At 40.5% G+C, this 21,714-nt stretch carries 11 protein-coding genes; all 11 read right to left on the reverse strand.

Features of this window, described 5'->3' with window-relative positions:
- Positions 1 to 96: 96 nt before the first annotated feature.
- Complete coding sequence (locus tag AC4CVF_RS12170; protein WP_336954750.1) at positions 97 to 555, reverse strand: lysozyme inhibitor LprI family protein; 459 nt, start codon at positions 553 to 555, stop codon at positions 97 to 99.
- Between the two features lie 504 nt (positions 556 to 1,059).
- Positions 1,060 to 2,331, reverse strand: coding sequence for a Glu/Leu/Phe/Val family dehydrogenase (locus AC4CVF_RS12175; RefSeq protein WP_490789527.1), 1,272 nt, complete (start codon positions 2,329 to 2,331; stop codon positions 1,060 to 1,062).
- Positions 2,332 to 2,367: 36 nt separating this feature from the next.
- On the reverse strand, positions 2,368 to 3,288 hold the full coding sequence (gene hutG, locus AC4CVF_RS12180) for a formimidoylglutamase (RefSeq protein ID WP_490789528.1): 921 nt from the start codon (positions 3,286 to 3,288) through the stop codon (positions 2,368 to 2,370).
- 28 nt (positions 3,289 to 3,316) lie between these two features.
- On the reverse strand, positions 3,317 to 4,528 hold the full coding sequence (hutI, locus tag AC4CVF_RS12185) for an imidazolonepropionase (RefSeq protein WP_490789529.1): 1,212 nt from the start codon (positions 4,526 to 4,528) through the stop codon (positions 3,317 to 3,319).
- A gap of 52 nt (positions 4,529 to 4,580) precedes the next feature.
- Positions 4,581 to 5,993 (reverse strand): amino acid permease, encoded by a 1,413-nt coding sequence (locus tag AC4CVF_RS12190; RefSeq protein WP_336954746.1) that lies wholly within the window; start codon positions 5,991 to 5,993, stop codon positions 4,581 to 4,583.
- Positions 5,994 to 6,057: 64 nt separating this feature from the next.
- Positions 6,058 to 7,596 carry a histidine ammonia-lyase gene (gene hutH, locus AC4CVF_RS12195; protein WP_336954745.1) on the reverse strand — a complete coding sequence of 513 codons (1,539 nt, stop codon included), beginning with the start codon at positions 7,594 to 7,596 and terminating at the stop codon, positions 6,058 to 6,060.
- 82 nt (positions 7,597 to 7,678) lie between these two features.
- Complete coding sequence (hutU, locus tag AC4CVF_RS12200; RefSeq protein ID WP_004820229.1) at positions 7,679 to 9,355, reverse strand: urocanate hydratase; 1,677 nt, start codon at positions 9,353 to 9,355, stop codon at positions 7,679 to 7,681.
- Positions 9,356 to 9,591: 236 nt separating this feature from the next.
- A complete protein-coding gene (locus AC4CVF_RS12205) occupies positions 9,592 to 10,173 on the reverse strand; it encodes a HutD/Ves family protein (RefSeq protein ID WP_419328846.1) in 582 nt (193 codons plus the stop codon).
- Positions 10,170 to 10,922 (reverse strand): histidine utilization transcriptional repressor HutC, encoded by a 753-nt coding sequence (gene hutC / locus AC4CVF_RS12210; RefSeq protein ID WP_004721807.1) that lies wholly within the window; start codon positions 10,920 to 10,922, stop codon positions 10,170 to 10,172. The genes AC4CVF_RS12205 and hutC overlap by 4 nt, the downstream gene beginning before the upstream one ends.
- A 489-nt stretch (positions 10,923 to 11,411) precedes the next feature.
- Positions 11,412 to 13,097 (reverse strand): ShlB/FhaC/HecB family hemolysin secretion/activation protein, encoded by a 1,686-nt coding sequence (locus tag AC4CVF_RS12215; protein WP_336954742.1) that lies wholly within the window; start codon positions 13,095 to 13,097, stop codon positions 11,412 to 11,414.
- Between the two features lie 3 nt (positions 13,098 to 13,100).
- Positions 13,101 to 21,662, reverse strand: a complete 8,562-nt coding sequence (locus AC4CVF_RS12220) for an MBG domain-containing protein (protein ID WP_490789530.1) — start codon at positions 21,660 to 21,662, stop codon at positions 13,101 to 13,103.
- Positions 21,663 to 21,714 lie beyond the last annotated feature (52 nt).

Below are 21,714 nucleotides of genomic sequence, written 5' to 3' on the forward strand. Positions count from 1 at the left end.
TCCTTTTGCTTACGCTGGTTATTTATCTTCACTAAAATGAACAAATACTTTTTTATAAAACATTTCGATGAGTTAAACATCGTGAGAAATCGTAAATTATGGATCAAGATAATATTCGGCCCGCACATTGCCTTGTTCCAACTCATTAGCGCGTTCAACCACCCGTTCAAGCGACTGTCGGTCACAATCTAGTGCTGTCATATTTTTACCTGAAGATTTAGCTGCATTTTCATCATCAAATGCGGCTTGATCACATTGATCATCTTTAAAATTTTGAAAAGATCGCCACTCTACTTGAGCATCGGTCAATCTACTTTGTTCATATGCTGAGAGCTTAGATGTCAGGTTTTTTACTGCCAAGTTTAATCTTTCATTCTGACGTAAATGCTCTGCACTAATGCATAATTGCTTGTTTGCTGTGGTTTTTGCTGTATTTATACAGCTTTGGTAGGTTTTTAAGTATTGTAATGTCGGTGCAGCTGCTAACAAAGTCGTAAAGCCACATACACTACCAATGCTCAAAACATAGATGCATTTTGAGTATATTTTATTCATATTATTAACTACTTTCTAAAAAGGTTTATAGCAGAAGTGTCTATAATTTATTCACACACTAAATATACTTTATAATTTAATTCATGTGAAATTAAAACCATAAAAAGGCAAATACTACACAAAATTTAAGACATTTTATTCAGGGTATATTTAGGTTTATTCTTACAATTCAGTCTAATAATTTTTATCGTATTGCATACTAAGTAAAAACAAAGCACTACTTTGCTTGTAGTATCAGGTGTCGCGTAAGATCAATGTATTGATACTCTTTAACTAACTGCTCAAATCTATATACAAAATAAAGCAGTAAAAAATCTACAGTAAGATAAATTAAGGTTTATGTAATGTTATTTGTAGATAATACTAAGATTCTGGTAAGGCATTTATAATTCAATAGATTCTATAAATTCGCTGTTTAAATAGTCTGTCAAAATGCGCTTTAAACAGATAAAATAAAAATGACCTTAGCAGAGATCTGCTAAGGTCACGCTTACAACAAAAAAATTAGCCTGGGAAAATACCGCGTTCCATACGAGCTTTTAAGATACGCTCACAACCTAAAATAAAGGCAGCCGTTCTTAAACTACATACTTTGTCATTTGAAGTCTGCCATACATCATTAATCGCTTGAACCATCAATTTATCGAGTCTTTGGTTAATTTCTTCTTCCGACCAGAAGTAGCTTGACATATCTTGAACCCATTCAAAATAACTTACAGTTACACCGCCTGCATTACAAATCACATCAGGTACAACGGTAATACCACGTTGGATTAAGATATCATCTGCTTCTGGGTAAGTTGGACCGTTTGCCCCTTCGAGTACCAATTTCGCTGTTAATTTCTGCGCACGTTCAACCGTGATTTGACCTTCCAATGCAGCCGGAATCAAGATATCCATTTCGACATCCCAGAAATCTTCATCACTAATCGCTTGAGCGCCAGCAAATCCCCCCACGCCCTGATTGCTCTCTAAATAAGTCTTTAAAGCAGCTAAATCAATACCTTGAGGATTATAAATCGTCCCTGTATGGTCTTGAATTGTTACAATAATAGATTTCGAATCTGCAAATAGATATGCAGCTTCACTACCAACATTACCAAAACCTTGAACAGCAACTCTTGCGCCATCTAAAGGAAGTTTAATTTTTGCGGCAACTTGTTGGCCTGTAATAAATACTCCACGCCCAGTTGCTTTAATTCGACCTAAAGAACCACCTAAATGAATCGGCTTACCCGTCACAACACCTGTTACTGTATGGCCTTGACCCGATGAATATGTATCCATAATCCAACCCATAACATTGGGATTGGTACCAACATCAGGTGCTGGAATATCTTTTTGAGGGCCAATAATATGGCTAATTTCACTGGTATAACGACGTGTTAAACGTTCTAATTCACGTGGAGAAAGTTGACGAGGATCGACACGAACACCACCTTTTGCACCACCAAAAGGTAGATTTAAAACCGCAGTTTTAATAGTCATCCAAGCAGAGAGAGCCATCACTTCATTGAGATCTACATCTGGATGGTAGCGAATACCGCCCTTACCAGGACCACGGGATAAGTTATGTTGAACACGATAGCCTTCAAAATGACGGATCGTACCATCATCCATAACAATCGGTACATCGACAATCAAAGCACGTTTTGGTCGCTTTAAGGTGTCGATATAATCTTTGAGATGTTCTAAATGCGGTGTAACACGCTCGATTTGTTCAAGGTAGGTAGACCATGGACCGTTATTTTGAGAGATATAAGATAAATTAGACATACTTTGCTTATCCTTTTGATGAAGTCACTTGAATCATCAATCAAATATGTAGTTAAAAATGATATAAGCGGCTAATTTGGCAGTTCTGTTGTCCAAATCAAACCGTGGATTACATTCAGCCACATCAAAAACTTTGATCTTGCCAGTTTTTTTAATGGCTTCTAATAATGGGTCAAAAGTAGATAAATCGATTCCTTTCACCGCAGGTGCGCTGACACCCGGCGCAATGCTAGCGTTAAATACATCAAGGTCAACCGTAATATACAAATAGTCTACTTTTTTAATAAAATTATTTATTCTTAAGATTAAATTTTCAACATTTTGCAGTTTTAATTCATAATCGTAAATATAATTACAGTTTAAACGTGCTGCTGTGTCAAACAAAATTTTAGTATTTGAATGCTTAGCAACACCAATACACATGTAATTAAATTCTTGATCAAACTGCTCTGATAGTTTAGCAGCATTTAAAAAAGGTGTGCCTGAAGTGACATATTCAGCTTCGCGCAAATCAAAGTGTGCATCGAAGTTAATAATCCCTATTTTCTTATTTAGATGATTATTTTGAATGTATTGAAATAAGCCTGAAAAACTCCCAAAGGCAACTTCATGTCCACCACCTAACACAATGGGCTTCATGTTGGAATTTAAACTACGTTCAACTTGATGCGCTAATTCCGCCTGCGCTATTTCAAGTTCAGCATGATCACAAATCACCGTACCTAAATCGATAATAGTCACAGGTTGATGCACTGGTAAATTTGCCAATTGAGCACGAATCATATCTGGTGCATTTGCTGCACCTAAGCGTCCATGATTGCGTTTAACTCCTTCATCTGAACTAAAGCCAATGAAAGCAAAAGATGCCTGAGGACTGGTATTGATCACTTGATGGAGTCGAAGATATGCATCACCCTCCCCATCTTGTCGTCCTTGCCACATAAATGAATGATTCATTATTAATATCACTCTATCAAAATTAATCTCATGCTGAGATCAAGATTTCATTTCCATGTTGGATGATTCGTTTTGACAAATCACCGCCAAGCCAATACACAATCTCAGAAGGATGTTCTATATCCCAAGCAATAAAGTCCGCCACTTTACCTTGTTCTAATGTGCCATGAGTGTCTTGTAAACCCAGTGCATAAGCAGCATGCGTTGTGACACCTGCGAGTGCTTGCTCTGGTGTTAAACGAAATAATGTACTGCCCATATTCAGCATTAAACGTAATGATAAGGTTGGCGATGTTCCTGGATTTAAATCACTGGATAATGCAATACGGACACCATGTTGATGCAAACTATCTAAAGGTGGATATTTGGTTTCTCTTAAAAAATAGAATGCTCCTGGCAATAACACGGCAACTGTGCCTGAAGTTGCCATGGCTTTGGCATCAGCTTCGGTCATGTATTCCAAATGATCTGCGGACAATGCATGGTAACGCGCAGCAAGCGTTGAACCACCAAGAGATGAGAGTTGTTCTGCATGTAGTTTAACGGGTAAGTTTAATGCTTGAGCTGCTTTAAAAACACGCTCAACTTGCGCAGGAGAAAATGCCAAATGCTCACAGAAAGCATCAACAGCATCGACTAAACCTTCTTGATGAAGTTTGGGTAACATCTCTGCACAGATATGTTCAATATAAGCATCACTTTGATCTTGATACTCTGATGGCAAAGCATGTGCAGCCAAACACGTACTTTTTACGGTCATCGGTAAAGTGTGAGCGATTTTACGAATCACACGAAGCATTTTGCGTTCATTGATATAGTCCAGACCATAGCCTGACTTAATTTCAATGGTGGTTACTCCATCTTTAAGCATACAACGAATACGTTTCAGTGCTGAAGCAAGGAGTTGTTCTTCACTTGCTTCTCGGGTTGCCCGTACAGTGCTTGCAATACCACCACCACTCGCTGCAATTTCTGCATAGCTGGCACCTTGTAAGCGTTTTTCAAACTCAACACTGCGATTTCCGCCAAATACACTATGCGTATGACAATCAATTAAACCGGGAGTCACCCATGCGCCATTGAGGTCAATGGTTTCAGCATAGTCATCTACAGGAACATCTTTTTCTGCGCCAATCCAGTGGATATGTTGCGCTAAAGTAACGATTGCAGCATATTCAACACTGGAGTATCGCCCATCTTGCATAGTTGCAATATGACAGTTTGTCCAAAGTTTTTTCATTGACATTTCCTCTTACTGCCCATGCTTTAATCATGCTTGGGCAGCTTCAGTATCAGCTTTCCATTTCGATGTTTTGTTGGAGATCTTGTTTTTCTTTTACTGAGTTTTGCTTGGGCTTTACCCAAATCGTATAGGCAATCCAGAGTAAAACTAACCAGGTTATACCAACATAAAGCGCAGGTCGTGAGTCTGGAAAATATCCCATCATGGCTAAAATAAACAGCATAAATACAATGGCAAATGCAGGCGCATAAGGCCAACCTATTACAGGGAAATCTAATGCTTTAATTTCTAACTTAGATAGTTTACGACGCATGCCCACTTGAGAAAGTAAAATCATCAACCACACCCAAACTGTTGCAAATGTTGCAATTGATGCGATGATAATAAATACATTTTCAGGAATCAGATAGTTAAGCACTACCCCAATAAGTAACACCCCCGCCATCACCACTACAGTCATCCATGGAACACCATTACGTGAGAGTTTCTGGAACACTTGAGGTGCTTGTTTATGCTTAGACATACCATAGAGCATACGCCCTGCACCAAATACATCACTATTGATCGCGGAAATTGCAGCTGTAATGACCACAATATTTAAAACAGTTGCTGCAGATTTGATGCCTAAATTTTCAAAAATTTGTACAAATGGACTGCCTTGGCTACCAATTTGATTCCATGGGAAAATCGACATCAATACAAAAATCGTCAGAATATAAAAAAGTAAGATACGCACAGGAACCGCATTAATCGCACGAGGAATCGACGTTTTCGGATCTTGTGACTCACCCGCTGTAATCCCAATGATTTCGATGCCACCGAATGCAAATACCACAACTGATAAGCAGGCAACTAAACCCATAATCCCATTGGGCATAAAACCTTCATGTATCCATAGGTTTTGGATACCGGGTACAAAGCCTGTGTGATCTGCATTAAATCCGTAGAACATCAGACCAAAACCACCCAAAATCATGGCAACAATAGCGCTAACCTTGACGATGGATAGCCAGAACTCGACTTCACCAAAGACTTTAACGTGAATCAGGTTAATTGCCCCTAAGAACATAATAAGCGATAAAATCCAGATCCATCGTGGCACATCGGGGTACCAAAACCCCATATAGATACCGAAAGCAGTCACGTCAGCCAAGGCGACAATGATCATTTCAAAGACGTAGGTCCAACCTGTGGTAAAACCAGCTAAAGGACCAATATAATTTGAGGCATATTCACTAAAAGAACCTGATACGGGGTTATGAACAGCCATTTCCCCTAATGCTCGCATCACAATATAAATTGCAATCCCTGCAACCATATAAGCAATTAAAACAGACGGACCAGCCATTTTAATTGCCGTTGCTGATCCATAGAAAAGCCCCGTGCCAATCGCTGAACCCAATGCCAAAAAGCGGATATGACGGGTGTTTAACCCCCGCTGTAATGTGGAGTGTTGTGACATTATAATCTCCAATCCTTGAGGAAATTTAGTTAGATTCGGTCACTCCATGTGACCGTTTTATTGATCACACTTCGGACAAGCTCGGTAGTAGCTTTGCAATGAGCAATTCGTTCAGACAACCACTTGCGAGCAATTCACTTGCTTGTTCGATATCTGGCGCGAAGAAACGATCTTCACTGTAATACGCCACTTGATCACGCAGAATTTTTCGGGCACGCTCAAGTTTAGGAGAGCTTTTCAATCCTTCACGGAAATCAAGTCCTTGACATGCACCTAACCACTCAACTGCAAGAATGCCGCGAACGTTATCAGCCATATACCACAAGCGTTTTCCTGCATTAGGCGCCATGGAAACATGGTCTTCCTGATTTGCAGAGGTCGGTAAACTATCAACACTGGCAGGATGTGCAAGTGCTTTATTGTCACTCGCTAACGCAGCGGCTGTTACTTGAGCAATCATAAAGCCCGAATTCACCCCACCATTTGCAACCAAAAATGGAGGAAGCTGTGACATATGGCGATCCATCATCATCGAAACACGACGTTCAGACAGTGAACCAATCTCTGCAATCGCTAAGGCTAAATTATCAGCAGCCATTGCCACAGGTTCAGCATGGAAGTTACCCGCTGAGATTACGTCACCTTCTGCCGCAAACACCAATGGGTTATCTGAAACTGCATTCGACTCAATCGCTAATACTTCTGCTGCTTGGCGAATTTGCGTTAAACAAGCCCCCATCACTTGAGGTTGACAACGCAGTGAATACGGGTCTTGAACCTTGCTACAATCTTCATGTGAATGTGCAATTTCACTTGATTCAGTCAATAAGTCACGATATGCAGCGGCAACATCAATTTGACCACGCTGACCACGAACTTCATGGACACGTGCATCAAACGGCGCACGTGAACCGAGCATAGCTTCAACGCTTAACCCACCACAAACGGTCGCAGCAGCAAATAAATCTTCAGCTTCAAATAGACCACGTAATGCGTATGCTGTTGAAACCTGTGTACCATTTAAAAGTGCCAAACCTTCTTTGGCTGCTAAAGTAATGGGTTCTAAACCTGCGATTTTAAGTGCTTCAACTGCTGGGAACCATTCCCCTTTATAGCGTGCTTTACTTTCACCGAGTAAAACCAGAGACATATGTGCAAGGGGTGCCAAGTCACCTGAAGCGCCGACTGAACCTTTTAATGGAATATGTGGATAAACTTCTGCATTGATCAAGGCAAGGATTGCATCAATCACTTTAGGACGGATACCAGAAAAACCACGTGCCAAACTATTGGCCTTTAACAACATAATTAAGCGAACCATCGCATCATCTAAAGGTACGCCCACACCAGCGGCATGAGAAAGTACCAATGAACGTTGTAACTGTTCTAAGTCTTCAGGGGCAATTTTACTTGAAGCGAGTAAGCCAAAACCAGTATTGATTCCGTAAGCTGTGCGTCCTTCATTCACAATTTTTTCGACACACGCAACACTTGCATTGATGCCAGCATAAGCACTGTCATCCAGTTTAACTTTAATTGGATTTAAATACGCTTGGCGAAGATCTGCGAGTGTGAGCTTGCCTGGTTGAATTAAGAGTTCCATTTTGACGTCCTGTTTTGCGCTATATTGTTCTCTTACGATGCCGCTTACACAATTGCAAAAAGCATCGTAATGTCCATGTCTTTTATTTGGTGATCATCGGCAAGTTCAAACCTTGCGCTTTGGCACATTCAACGGCGATATCATAACCAGCATCTGCATGACGCATTACGCCTGTTGCTGGGTCATTGGTCAACACACGAGCAATACGTGCTGCTGCTTCATCCGTACCATCACAAACAATCACGACACCTGAGTGTTGAGAGAAGCCCATTCCTACACCACCACCGTGATGTAATGAAACCCAAGTCGCACCACCTGCTGTATTAAGTAAAGCATTCAGCAATGGCCAATCAGATACAGCATCAGAACCATCTTGCATTGCTTCAGTTTCACGGTTTGGACTGGAAACTGAGCCTGAGTCTAAATGATCGCGACCTATGACGATTGGTGCTGAAAGCTCACCACTACGTACCATTTCGTTAAATGCCAGACCTAATTTTGCACGCAAGCCTAAACCAACCCAGCAAATACGTGCTGGTAAGCCTTGGAAGCTAATCCGTTCTCTTGCCATGTCTAACCAACGATGTAAATGTTCATCGTCTGGAATCAATTCTTTAACTTTTGCATCGGTTTTATAGATATCTTCAGGGTCACCTGAAAGTGCAACCCAACGGAATGGTCCAATACCACGACAGAATAATGGGCGGATATAGGCAGGTACAAAACCTGGGAAATCAAATGCATTTTCTACGCCTTCTTCCTGCGCCATTTGACGAATATTATTGCCATAGTCAAAGGTTGGAACACCCATTTTTTGGAAATCCAACATCGCTTGTACATGCTTTGCCATAGATTGTTTTGCAGCTTTTACCACTGCTTCTGGCTCAGTTTTGGCACGTTGACGATATTCTTCCCATGTCCAACCAATGGGTAAATAGCCATTGAGTGGATCATGTGCACTGGTTTGATCCGTCACCATGTCCGGATGAACACCACGGCGAACCAATTCAGGTAAAATCTCAGCTGCATTGCCATGTAGCGCAATCGAAATCACCTTGCCTTCTTTGGTATAACGGTCAATACGCGCCAAAGCATCATCTAAATCTGTGGCTTGCTCATCGACATAACGTGTACGTAAACGGAAATCAATACTGGCTTGCTGGCATTCGATATTAAGCGAGCAAGCGCCTGCCAAAGTCGCAGCTAAAGGCTGAGCCCCTCCCATTCCACCTAAACCAGCAGTCAACACCCAACGACCTGTTAAGTCACCGTTGTAGTGCTGGCGACCAGCTTCAACAAAAGTTTCATAGGTGCCTTGTACAATGCCTTGGCTGCCGATATAGATCCAAGAACCTGCGGTCATTTGACCATACATTGCCAAGCCTTTGGCATCTAGCTCGTTGAAATGTTGCCAATTTGCCCAATGTGGAACTAAGTTTGAATTGGCAATAAGAACACGTGGTGCATCTTTATGTGTTTTGAATACGCCGACGGGTTTACCTGATTGAACCAATAAAGTTTCGTCATTTTCTAAAGTTTTAAGTGTTTCAACAATCTTGTCATAACATTCCCAATTACGTGCAGCACGACCAATACCACCGTAAACAACAAGCTCTTTTGGATTCTCTGCGACATCAGGATCAAGATTATTCATCAACATACGCAGTGGAGCTTCAGTCAACCAACTTTTTGCATTGAGCTTAGTACCACGAGGTGCGCGAATTTCTACATCACGAAATTTTGTTGTCGTTGTTGTCACAATAGGACTCCTTCCTTTGAGTTTAAACCAGCAAATTAAACTGCATTCACTGTATAGCAATGTACTAACTTGTATATACATCTATATACTACACAAATCTTTAATATTGAAAAGATGCTTTTTAAATTATTTTTAAAAAAATTTATAAACATATAAAATAAATAGATTTATTTTTCATAAAAACAAAAAACGCAGACAACTTAAGGTTGTATGCGTTTAAGTAGAATCAATAAAATTTAGATTTTTGTGAGTTGTATTAGACAAGTTTGCTTTAAAAATTGCTGATTTAAAATGATTGTCTTTAATGATTTTTCATCTTCGAGTTTAAGACTGTCCTGATGTTCCAGATGAAAAATCTGTTGACCAATTTCGATAACTAACACCTCAACACTCTGATTAAAAACAAACATCACGTCAGATAATATGGGTATTTCTAAGGCTTCTGGAGAGAAAATCCACTGATACTGTGCATCAAACTTTTTTGGATTAAAAATCAAATTAAAATCGCGAATGTACCCTGCCAGCAATTCACAACTGACCACGCTGTCTCCACGAAACTCGACGGACTGCAATGTTTTTAAATACTTAAAATCATCATCTATACGCAGTGAAAGACCTTGACCTTCCAATACCGTCAAAAAGCGATTCATCCCATTAAACTTGGAAAAATCACTCGATGTTTTCACATCGGCCATCGAAATCCGCCAATCAAACTCAACTAAGCTTTCACCGACACTACGGGCGATTTCAAGCGTATAGCCTTTCCCATTTTTCCATCGCATTTTTTTGTAATGGCTGGCTTTTAAAAGCTCAATCATTGGGTAAATTTACCTTCCAAATAATAGCGACTGCCAGGATAAATCAGTCTTGCACTGGAGATCAGTTGTTTATTGGACCATGTTCTACGGCGGATCAATAAACAAGGCTCTGTTTTATTGATTTTTAGCCATTTACATTCTTGTGCTGAAGCAAGAATAGCAGTAACCACATGCTCACCTTCAGTAACAGGTGCTTTTGACATTAAATAGGCATTAGGCGTGATAGTTTTAAAATCTTGTGCCAAATAATCTGGAATCAGTACGGGATCAACTAAACGATCTTCGATCTGCACAGGCACATCATTTTCATAATGCACAATGATCGAGTGAAATAGTCGTTGTCCTTCTCGAATTTGCATTAATCGACTTTGTTCTTCATTGGCTTGAATTTGTTCAAGTACCAATACTTCAGCATGATGTTTATGATTTCTCGCAATAATTTCTTCTGCAATATTATTCACATGAAATAATGCTGTACGACCTTGCCCTTCAGCGACAAAAGAGCCAACACCTTGTATACGCACCAATAAACCTTCACTGGTCAGTTCGCGCAATGCCCGATTGACCGTCATACGACTACAACCCAGTAAATTCACCAACTCACTTTCTGAAGGAATTTTTTTATTTACAGTCCATGTTCCTTCATAAATTTTTTGTGAAATCATTTGCTTCACGCGCAAATACAAAGGAACAGGACTATCTTCTTCTAGAGATAAGTCTAGATCATTGTGCTTTGACGCTCTTGACATTGGCTAAAACTCATACAAAATATTCTAACTCATTGTATCTTGAGTCGATGTTATTTGTATATACAAGCCTATACAAATAATCATGATAAAAATATCCATTACTCATCAATGGCATTCCAACTTATATCCATTTAATCATTTTGCTTTTACATCATTTAATCATAGATGGTGTAGCGGTCACCCAACGAATATTAATCGGCTTTGTTTGCAGCGCAAGGTTTGACTTCGTCTACGCAAAAGAATTTAAACTTTAAATGTAAAGTGTGGCTGTGTAAGTTTTAATCTCATCAGCTAGATTTTTAAATCCCTTTTGCTAAGTTTTTACTCAGATTGTTTGAATCCTCCCCCTTGCGAAGTGAATACTTCTCACCTTTTTTGAAGGAGGGAGTTTTTCGTTACTCAAATAAATTGAGTTTAACCATACAGCGTGTTGCTATCGCGTGGCGACATAAATAAGAAGACAAAAGCCTCCTTATTTATTCAATCAAATTAGAAAGTCTTTCTTAAACTCAACCAGTACTGGTGATTATCACGGTCTTGCAACTGCTCTGGCGTATTTCCAATTGGAAAGGCAACTTCTGCATTGGCTTGAATATTCCACGCACTCGTCCAGTTCAAACCTAAACCTGCACTACTGATTTGAACTTGATTATCGCCTGTCACACCTGCCCAACGCTTAGCATTTAACGTGACTTCTGCTGTATCGATAAATACTTTCGCTGTTAGCTGATGCTTTGCATCGGCAAATAAACTTTGTCTCAGTTCTGCCGTGGCCAAATAACCTGTAGAGCCTGCAAATTGACTCGATTCATAACCACGAACATTAAATGGACCACCACCTAGATATTGCTCTGCACTGTCTAGATTATAAGGACTGTATTGTCCATAAACTCCCAAATAGCCTTGCGTGCCCTTATTGCTTAGGTTTTGTAAGCGTGACAGATTCAATGTAGCTGTATAGTAGTCTCCAGCTGTCTTCGCTGTTTGCGCATCTAAAGCAGCGGCATCATCGTTTTTAAATTTCACACGACCATAACTGGTTGAGGCACCATATTGGGTTAAGCCTCCACCCAAGAATTGATCGAACTGCGAGCCATCCAGTCGGGCAGTCACCACGTCAATATTTCGATGTTTGTAATATTGATTGAGCTGAATATCATCTTTCAGTTGTTTATGATCATATTGTAAGCTGAGAAGGACTTCTGCATTATTGGTCAGTAAGGCAGGTTGGCTAATGAATACGCTACTTTGTGCAGCACTCCCTTCTGCGCCAATGTTTTTTAGCTCTTTTCCAAGTTCATAATCTAGATAAGAATAACTTGCGCCTGCCCGAGTACCCATTCCTGTAAAGGTAAATGCATAACCCACGCGCCCGTAGTTCATGCGTTTGCCTGCAGTCATTACATCTAAACTCAGTTCATCGCCTAAGCCTGCAAGGTTGTTGGCAGAAATTCCAGCGGTTCCACGCACTTGACTGGTATAACGATTACCAAAGTTATCTGCGCCAATATAACCATTCAACATGCCTGCATTTTGTACTTCAACATTGAGTTGGCTACTTCCGACTGTTGCACCAGGGGTCAAAACATTTCGGGTATTGACCCCATTTAAACGATTGAGCAGTTTGAGTTGTTGTTGCATCTGGTCACTGTTGATCCGCTCACCTTGTTTAAGTGGTGCAACGGTTTGTTCAATTAGCCAGTTTTGCGTTCGACTTTGATTATCAATCTGGGTTTGATCATAATACGCTTCGAGTACATTGATACGTACTACACCCTGACTTAGATTCTGCTGAGGCAGATAAGCCCGACTATAGGCATAGCCCTGTTGCTGGTAGTAAGTGGTAATCTTTTGGGCTACTTGCCAAAGTTGCTGAAGACTCAATTGTTTACCTTCGGCATCTGCCACTAAGTGATGCAATTGCGCTGTGCTAAAACGACTATTTCCAGTGATTTCAATTTTGCGTACAGGAATTTGGATATCAGGTGAGTTAGGTACGTTATTGCTTGCTGAACTTTCTATCTGAACAGCAGCCTGTGGTTCAAGGCTTTGTCCTTGTTGCTGTTGTTGTAGCAGTTGACCCGCATTAGGTGCTGGCGCTGCATGGTTACTGCTGGTCAAAAGCATCAGACAAGCAGCCACAGATGTTGCCAAAATATTGTGTTGTTGTTTCATCAATTAGTGCTCCCCTGCCAAAATTTGAATACCTGCAGTGTTAACTCCACCTTGGCGTACATCTAAATCAACTGTATTTAAGACGTTATTGGTTTCAGGCAAATAACGCGGTCGTTTGAATTGTATGGCTTGTAAATACGCTGCAGGGGTTAACAGATAAATATCAGCTGTGGTCACAGCGGTGGTATCCACAAGTTTGTAGTTTTGAGCATCTAAGCCACCTAGACTTAAAGCTGTAATCGATACATTTTTTGCTTGCCCTGTGGTTGCACTGTCAAATTGTCCTATTGCTGTTGCAACGTTTAAATTATCCCCAGCGTAGATCCCGTTGAATTGTGCGTTGCTGAGATTAAGTTCAGCGGCAGTTAATCCATTATAAGTACGATTGTTGGCCGTAATTCCAGCAATGTTTTGAATATTGGCTTGGCGAATATCTGCCGTAGTTTGTGCAGTGTTATTCACCAACTCGTAGTTGTGTGCATCTGCACCACTTAAACTGACACCCTGAATCGAGACTTGTTTTGCTATACCCACATTTTTATCACCGAATTGTCCAGTTGCTGTTGCAACTTTCAATTCATCGCCTGCAACCATACCAGTGAATTGTGCTGATCCAGTATTTAATGTTGCGTTGGTGGTTGCATCATAAATACGATTATTGGCGCTAATGTCTGTCACTTGGTTAATTTTAGCTTTCGCAATATCCAATGCACCATTAACAAAAGTTAGCTCATAGTTTTTGTCTGCACCCGTTGCAGTATTGGCGTATTTGCCAGCATCTTTGCCGGTAACCGTTGCGCTTACACCAGATAATACAGATTCTGTCTCTCCATTGACTAAACCAGAAGCACTAAAACCAGCAGCAGTTTGATCTTTACCGTTATAGGTGGTTGATACACTATTGGCGGTCACAGTGGCTTTAGCTTTAGCAATATCTAATGAGCCATCAATAAAACTAAGATCATAGTTCTTGTCGAGACCTGTTGCAGTATTGGTGTATTTGCCAGCATCTTTAGCAGTCACCGTTGCTGAAACACCTGATAAGACCGATTCAGTTTCACCATTGACCAAACCTGTTGCACTAAAACCAATAGCCGTTTGGTCTTTACCGTTATAGACTGTATTTAAGCTATTGGCGGTCACAGTAGCTTTGGCTTTGGCGATATCTAAGGAACCATCAACAAAACTTAACTCGTAGTTCTTGTCTAGACCCGTTGCACTATTGGTGTATTGGCCAGCATCTTTGCCGGTAACCGTTGCAGTTACACCTGACAATACCGATTCTGTTTCACCATTGACCAAACCTGTCGCACTAAAACCAGCAGCTGTTTGATCTTTACCGCTATAAACCGTATTTAAACTATTGGCGGTGACAGTGGCTTTAGCTTTGGTGATATCCAAAGAGCCATCAACAAAGCTTAGTTCATAGTTTTTGTCTAGACCCGTTGCACTATTGGTATATTGACCTGCATCTTTAGCAGTCACAGTAGCTGAAACACCTGAGAGTACTGATTCAGTTTCACCATTGACCAAGCCTGTTGCAGTAAAGCCAGTAGCTGTTTGATCTTTACCATTATAAGTAGTTGATACACTATTGGCGGTCACAGTGGCTTTAGCCTTAGCAATATCTAATGAGCCATCAATAAAACTAAGATCATAGTTCTTATCTAGACCTGTGGCTGTATTGGCATAACTACCTGCATCTTTACCTGTGACAGTTGCTGAAACACCTGATAATACCGATTCAGTTTCACCGTTGACCAAACCTGTTGCACTAAAGCCAGCAGCTGTTTGATCTTTGCCGTTATAAACCGTATTTAAACTATTGGCGGTGACAGTAGCTTTGGCTTTGGTGATATCCAATGAACCATCAACAAAACTTAACTCGTAGTTCTTGTCTAGACCCGTTGCGCTATTGGTGTATTGACCTGCATCTTTAGCAGTCACCGTTGCTGAAACACCTGAGAGTACCGATGTATCTTCCCCATTGACCAAGCCTGTTGCACTAAAGCCAGCAGCTGTTTGATCTTTGCCGTTATAAACCGTATTTAAACTATTGGCGGTGACAGTGGCTTTAGCTTTGGCAATGTCTAATGAGCCATCAACAAAACTTAACTCGTAGTTTTTATCTAGACCCGTTGCGCTATTGGTGTATTGACCTGCATCTTTGGCAGTCACTGTTGCTGAAACACCTGATAAGACTGATTCAGTTTCACCATTGACCAAACCTGTCGCACTAAAGCCAACAGCTGTTTGATCTTTACCGTTATAGGTAGTCGATACGCTATTGGCGGTGATAGTGGCTTTGGCTTTGGTGATGTCTAATGAACCATCAACAAAAGTTAACTCGTAGTTTTTATCTAGACCCGTTGCGCTATTGGTGTATTGACCTGCATCTTTGGCAGTCACCGTTGCTGAAACACCTGAGAGTACCGATGTATCTTCCCCATTGACCAAGCCTGTTGCAGTAAAGCCAACAGCTGTTTGATCTTTACCGTTATAAACCGTATTTAAACTATTGGCGGTGACAGTGGCTTTGGCTTTCGCAATATCTAATGAGCCATCAACAAAGCTTAGCTCATAGTTCTTATCTAGACCTGTTGCAGTATTGGTATATTGACCTGCATCTTTAGCAGTCACCGTTGCTGAAACACCTGACAATACCGATTCAGTTTCACCATTGACTAAGCCTGTCGCACTAAAACCAACAGCTGTTTGCTCTTTACCGTTATAAACCGTATTTAAACTATTGGCGGTGACAGTGGCTTTAGCTTTGGCGATATCCAAAGAACCATCAATAAAACTTAACTCATAGTTCTTGTCTAGACCTGTTGCAGTATTGGTATATTTGCCAGCATCTTTAGCAGTCACCGTTGCTGAAACACCTGAGAGTACTGATTCAGTTTCACCGTTGACCAAGCCTGTTGCAGTAAAGCCAGTAGCTGTTTGGTCTTTACCATTATAAGTAGTTGATAAGCTATTGGCGGTAACAGTGGCTTTAGCTTTCGCGATATCTAATGAGCCATCAATAAAGCTAAGCTCGTAATTTTTATCTAGACCTGTTGCAGTATTGGTATATTTGCCAGCATCTTTAGCAGTCACTGTTGCCGAAACACCTGTTAGTACTGATTCAGTTTCACCATTGACTAAACCAGAAGCGCTAAAGTCAGCAGCCGTTTGATCTTTACCGTTATAGGTAGTCGATACGCTATTAGCAGTTACGGTGGCTTTGGCTTTCGCAATATCTAATGAGCCATTAACAAAGCTTAGCTCATAGTTCTTATCTAGACCTGTTGCAGTATTGGTATATTGACCTGCATCTTTAGCAGTCACCGTTGCTGAAACACCTGACAATACCGATTCAGTTTCACCATTGACTAAGCCTGTCGCACTAAAACCAGCAGCTGTTTGATCTTTACCGTTATAAACCGTATTTAAACTATTGGCGGTGACAGTAGCTTTAGCTTTGGCGATATCCAAAGAACCATCAATAAAACTTAACTCATAGTTCTTGTCTAGACCGGTTGCGGTATTGATGTATTTGCCTGCATCTTTAGCAATCACCGATGCGCTTACGCCTGATAATACTGATTCTGTTTCATCATTGACCAAACCTGTCGCACTAAAGCCAGTAGCCGTTTGATCTTTACCATTATAGGTGGTTGATACGCTATTAGCAGTAACAGTGGCTTTAGCTTTAGCAATATCTAATGAGCCATCAATAAGCGTCAGATCATAGTTCTTATCTACACCTGTTACTGTGTTGGTGTATTTGCCTACATCTTTGCCTGTGACAGTTGCCGAAACACTTGACAATACACTTGTAGTTTCACCATTGACCAAGCCTGTTGCACTAAAGCCAGCAGCTGTTTGATCTTTACCGTTATAGGTCGTTGTTACACTATTGGCTGTTACTGTCGCTTTAGCTTTGGCAATATCTAATGAGCCATCAATAAGCATCAGATCATAGTTCTTGTCTACACCTATTACTGTGTTGTTGTATTTGCCTGCATCTTTGGCAGTCACCGTTGCTGAAACACCTGACAATACACTTGTAGTTTCACCATTGACTAAGCCTGTTGCACTAAAGCCAGTAGCCGTTTGATCTTTACCATTATAGGTGGTTGATACGCTATTGGCTGTTACTGTCGCTTTAGCTTTAGCAATATCTAATAAGCCATCAATAAGCGTCAGATCATAGTTCTTGTCTACACCTGTTACTGTGTTGTTGTATTTGCCTGCATCTTTGGCAGTCACCGTTGCTGAAACACCTGACAATACACTTGTAGTTTCACCATTGACCAAGCCTGTTGCAGTAAAACCAGCAGCTGTTTGATCTTTACCGTTATAAACCGTATTTAAACTATTGGCGGTTACGGTGGCTTTGGCCTTAGCAATATCCAAAGAGCCATCAATAAGCGTCAGATCATAGTTCTTGTCTACACCTGTTACTGTGTTGTTGTATTTGCCTGCATCTTTAGCATTCACCGTTGCGTTTACGCCTGATAATACTGATTCTGTTTCACCATTGACTAAGCCTTTCGCACTAAAGCCAGTAGCCGTTTGGTCTTTACCGTTATAAATGGTTGATACGCTATTGGCGGTGACAGTAGCTTTAGCTTTAGCAATATCTAATGAGCCATTAACAAAACTGAGCTCATAGTTTTTATCTATACCTGTTGCGGTATTGGTATATTGACCTGCATCTTTAGCAGTCACCGTGGCTGAAACACCTGACAATACCGATTCAGTTTCACCATTGACTAAGCCTGTCGCACTAAAACCAGCAGCCGTTTGATCTTTACCGTTATAGGTCGTTGTTACACTATTGGCTGTTACTGTCGCCTTAGCTTTGGCGATATCCAAAGAGCCATTAACAAAACTTAGCTCATAGTTCTTATCTGTACCTGTGGCTGTATTGGCATAACTACCGGCATCTTTACCTGTGACAGTTGCCGAAACACCTGACAATACAGTTGTAGTTTCGCCATTGACCAAGCCTGTTGCACTAAAGCCAACAGCCGTTTGATCTTTACCGTTATAGGTGGTTGATACGCTATTGGCGGTTACGGTGGCTTTCGCTTTCGCAATATCTAATGAGCCATCAACAAAGCTGAGCTCGTAGTTATTATCTATACCCGTAGCTGTATTGGTATACTTGCCAGCATCTTTGGCCGTAACCGTTGCTAAAACACCTGATAGTACGGATTCTGTTTCGCCATTGACCAAGCCTGTTGCACTAAAGCCAGCAGCCGTTTGATCTTTACCGTTATAAACCGTATTTAAACTATTGGCCTTTACAATGGCTTGTGCTTTGTGAATTGTGGCACTTAAACCTATAGGCTGACTAAAAGTATAATTTCCTGCATCCGCACCTGTTAAGTTATAGCCTGTTACGATCACAGATCGGATTCCTGCATTCTTATCTGTAAATGTTCCTAGACCACTACCAGTCAATCCAACAAAATCTCCAGCAAATGGATTGATTGAAGCAGTACCATTTAAGGTCGCATTGAACAAGCCATCATACGTTTTATCTGCAACACTTATTCCATTAATGGTTAAAACTGCAGGCGTTATACTGGCTTTAAGATTTGTCGGCTGCAGCAAGTTGTAATTTAAAGCATCTGTTCCAGTCAGCGTATAACCCGACACAATCACATTTTTATTATTGCCCACATTTTTATCAGTAAATGATCCAAATCCAATACCCGAAAGTGTCACTGAATCACCTGACAGCACTGTCACTCCAGCAGTACCCGATAATGTTGCTACTTTTGATGTATCATAGACTTTGTCAGCAACGCTCAAGCCATTAATATTTAAATCTCTTTTCGCGATTGTTAATGAACCTGATCCACCATTTTCTTTATAAATTACATCATCGCCAAACTGTGTTATATTTGCCGCGATTGGAACACCACTAATCAGGATTGAGCCATCATTTAAACTATAAATCCCTGCATTTTTACCAGTTGTTTTATAATTCAGCCCTGAAGCCAGCGTTCCAGAAGCTATCGATCCATCATAAATTTTGTCAGAAAAATTAGCGACAATTTCTGTAACCAAGGGTTTAAGGAAATGACGTAGTAACGGTGCAGATCTTCCTTCATAAATACGCCAGACTTTTCCTGTACCACCTGCATCATCAATATCCCAACCTGCAAAAGTAGAAATTTTCTGAAGTTCTGTTGTGGTTTTTCCTATACCACCCGCACTGCTTGTTCTTCCAGAAGTAATGGTGTTCCAGAAACTATTTGTGGTTGTACCATTACCACCACCAACGAGACCACCAACAAAAGTATTCCCAGTTACACTTCCAGAAGAATAATTTTTGTCAACACTTCCGCCATTGAAACCCACCAGTCCTCCAACATATTGATTTCCGATGACAGTACCTGTTGCATAAGAGTTATTGATTTGCCCTGATATTCCACCAACTAAACCACCAATATAATTATTTCCTGTCACTGCACCTGTTGCAAAAGAAGAACTTACAACTCCGTCACTATAACCAACCAAACCACCAATATAATTATTATTAGAATATTTTCCTTTTACAGTCACATTGGCATAAGAATTTAAGATATTTCCTGAATTATAGTTCCAACCCACCAATCCGCCATACTGCTCGGTATTACCTGTGACTAAGCCAGCATTGACATAAACATTATTAATCGTGCCAAGATTAAGCCCCACGATCCCACCTGTTTTTCCATAACCTGAATAACTTATATTATTCAGTCCAAGATTTTGTATAAGTGCATTCTGATGCGTAATCGCAAACAGTCCAATGCCCTGATACATAGAGTCAATACTTAATCCACTAATCGCATGACCTAATCCATCAAACCGTCCACGAAAAGCTTGTTGTGATAGATCCATTGGACTTAAAGTTGCATTATAAAAGCCAATTGGGACGAATCCGGTATAGCCATTCCACTGCCATGTACTACTGGCATCTATGTCTGCACCCAACACATAATTACCACTCAGGTTACCGTTGATCCCTTGTAAATCTTGACTTGTAGTCGAACCCTGTGCGCCCAAAGCCGTAATGACTTGATAGTTAATGGTAGCAGCCGTTCCTTTTTGGGTACTAAAATTCTGCCCAGCCTTTAAGTTTATTTTTGCGCCAGTGTTAATATAGTAATTAGCATTGGTATTGGCTGTATTTTGTCCATATATCAAATTAAGTTTGCCACTGTTATTTGTCGCTGTGATGTTGGCATTAATGTTGATGTCATTTTGTGCATTTAAAGTCAGGCTGGTCGCACTCCCCCAAGTCACATCAGCATTCACATTGATATCACCCTTTTGGTTACCCGTAGAGCTAGTTAGCAATATGACATTACTGGTTGCAAGACTGCTTGCTAAAGTGGTTGCGCCTATGCCGCTACTACTTGCCGATGCATTACCTGAATTAATACTGAAATCGGTAGGGTCGATCAACCAGTTTCCGATTTTCCCGCCCTCAGAATGAGAGGACACTATCGTATTATTATTAATCTTTACTTTGGCTGCTGAAGTTTCAATAAACCCACCATCTTGACCATTTTTTCCTTCAGCTTTAAGCAGGCCACTGACATTTGTTTCACCATTTTGCATATCACCTAACAAAATGATTTCACCTTTGGCATTTTGGCTTAAGCGATTCGCTTCAATAATCCCACTATGATTGACCACGGCTTTACTTAAACTGTCTTTGGCTTTTGCAGTTAAATATACAGCGCCATTGTCGGCAAGAATTGCACCACCATTGTCCACCAAGCCTTTTAATACCCCTTGATCAACTTGGTACTGGGTCAGTGAACCATCCTGTAAAGCAAGAGTGACTTGACTGGCAGCAGTGAGATGAGTAACGCCATTCGGTGTCACAATAGAGCCGGTATTTTTAACATTGGGCGCAATCAGCGCAACAGTTCCACCTGATAAAGTTTGAATACTACCGTTATTTTCTATCGTTGCTGTGCTATTGGCATTGGCTTTTAAAGTATATTTTCCATTTTGAATATCCGCATCGTTCAAACTTAAAGTTGAAGCAACCAAACCACCAACATTCACTTGAGCTGTCTTAGAAAAAACCACACCATTTGGATTGAGTAAAAACACCTGCCCATTGGCATTTAAACGCCCCATAATCTGCGATGCATTGCTATCCAAAACCCGATTAATGGCTATAGATGACTGGTTTTGTTGATTAAAATTAACCGTTGCATCTTTACCAATATTAAAAGTATTCCAGTTGGTCGAAAGGTTTTGACTATTTTGATGAATATTTAAAACGTTGCCATTTTGGGAAATGTTGGCTGAACCTTGAGTGATATTGGCGCCTGTAGGCAATTCAGTATTAGAAATTGCGGCATAAATCGATAACGGCAATAAAGCCAGCCCCAAAAAAGCCAATCGGATTAAATTTATCCCTGATGCTTTATGAACACCGCCCTTCAGTGCGTTTTTATGGTCTACAGTACTTTGTGAAGTATTATGATTTTTTGCCAATTCTGAAACTGCTTGCCAGCACCTAAGTTGTGAATTCCAAATAACTTTATAAATTTTGTTCATGATAATCCCCAAATCTACATTTTGATCAAATATCAATCATTAGATCAAATGG

Source organism: Acinetobacter sp. LipI_19 (assembly GCF_058242925.1).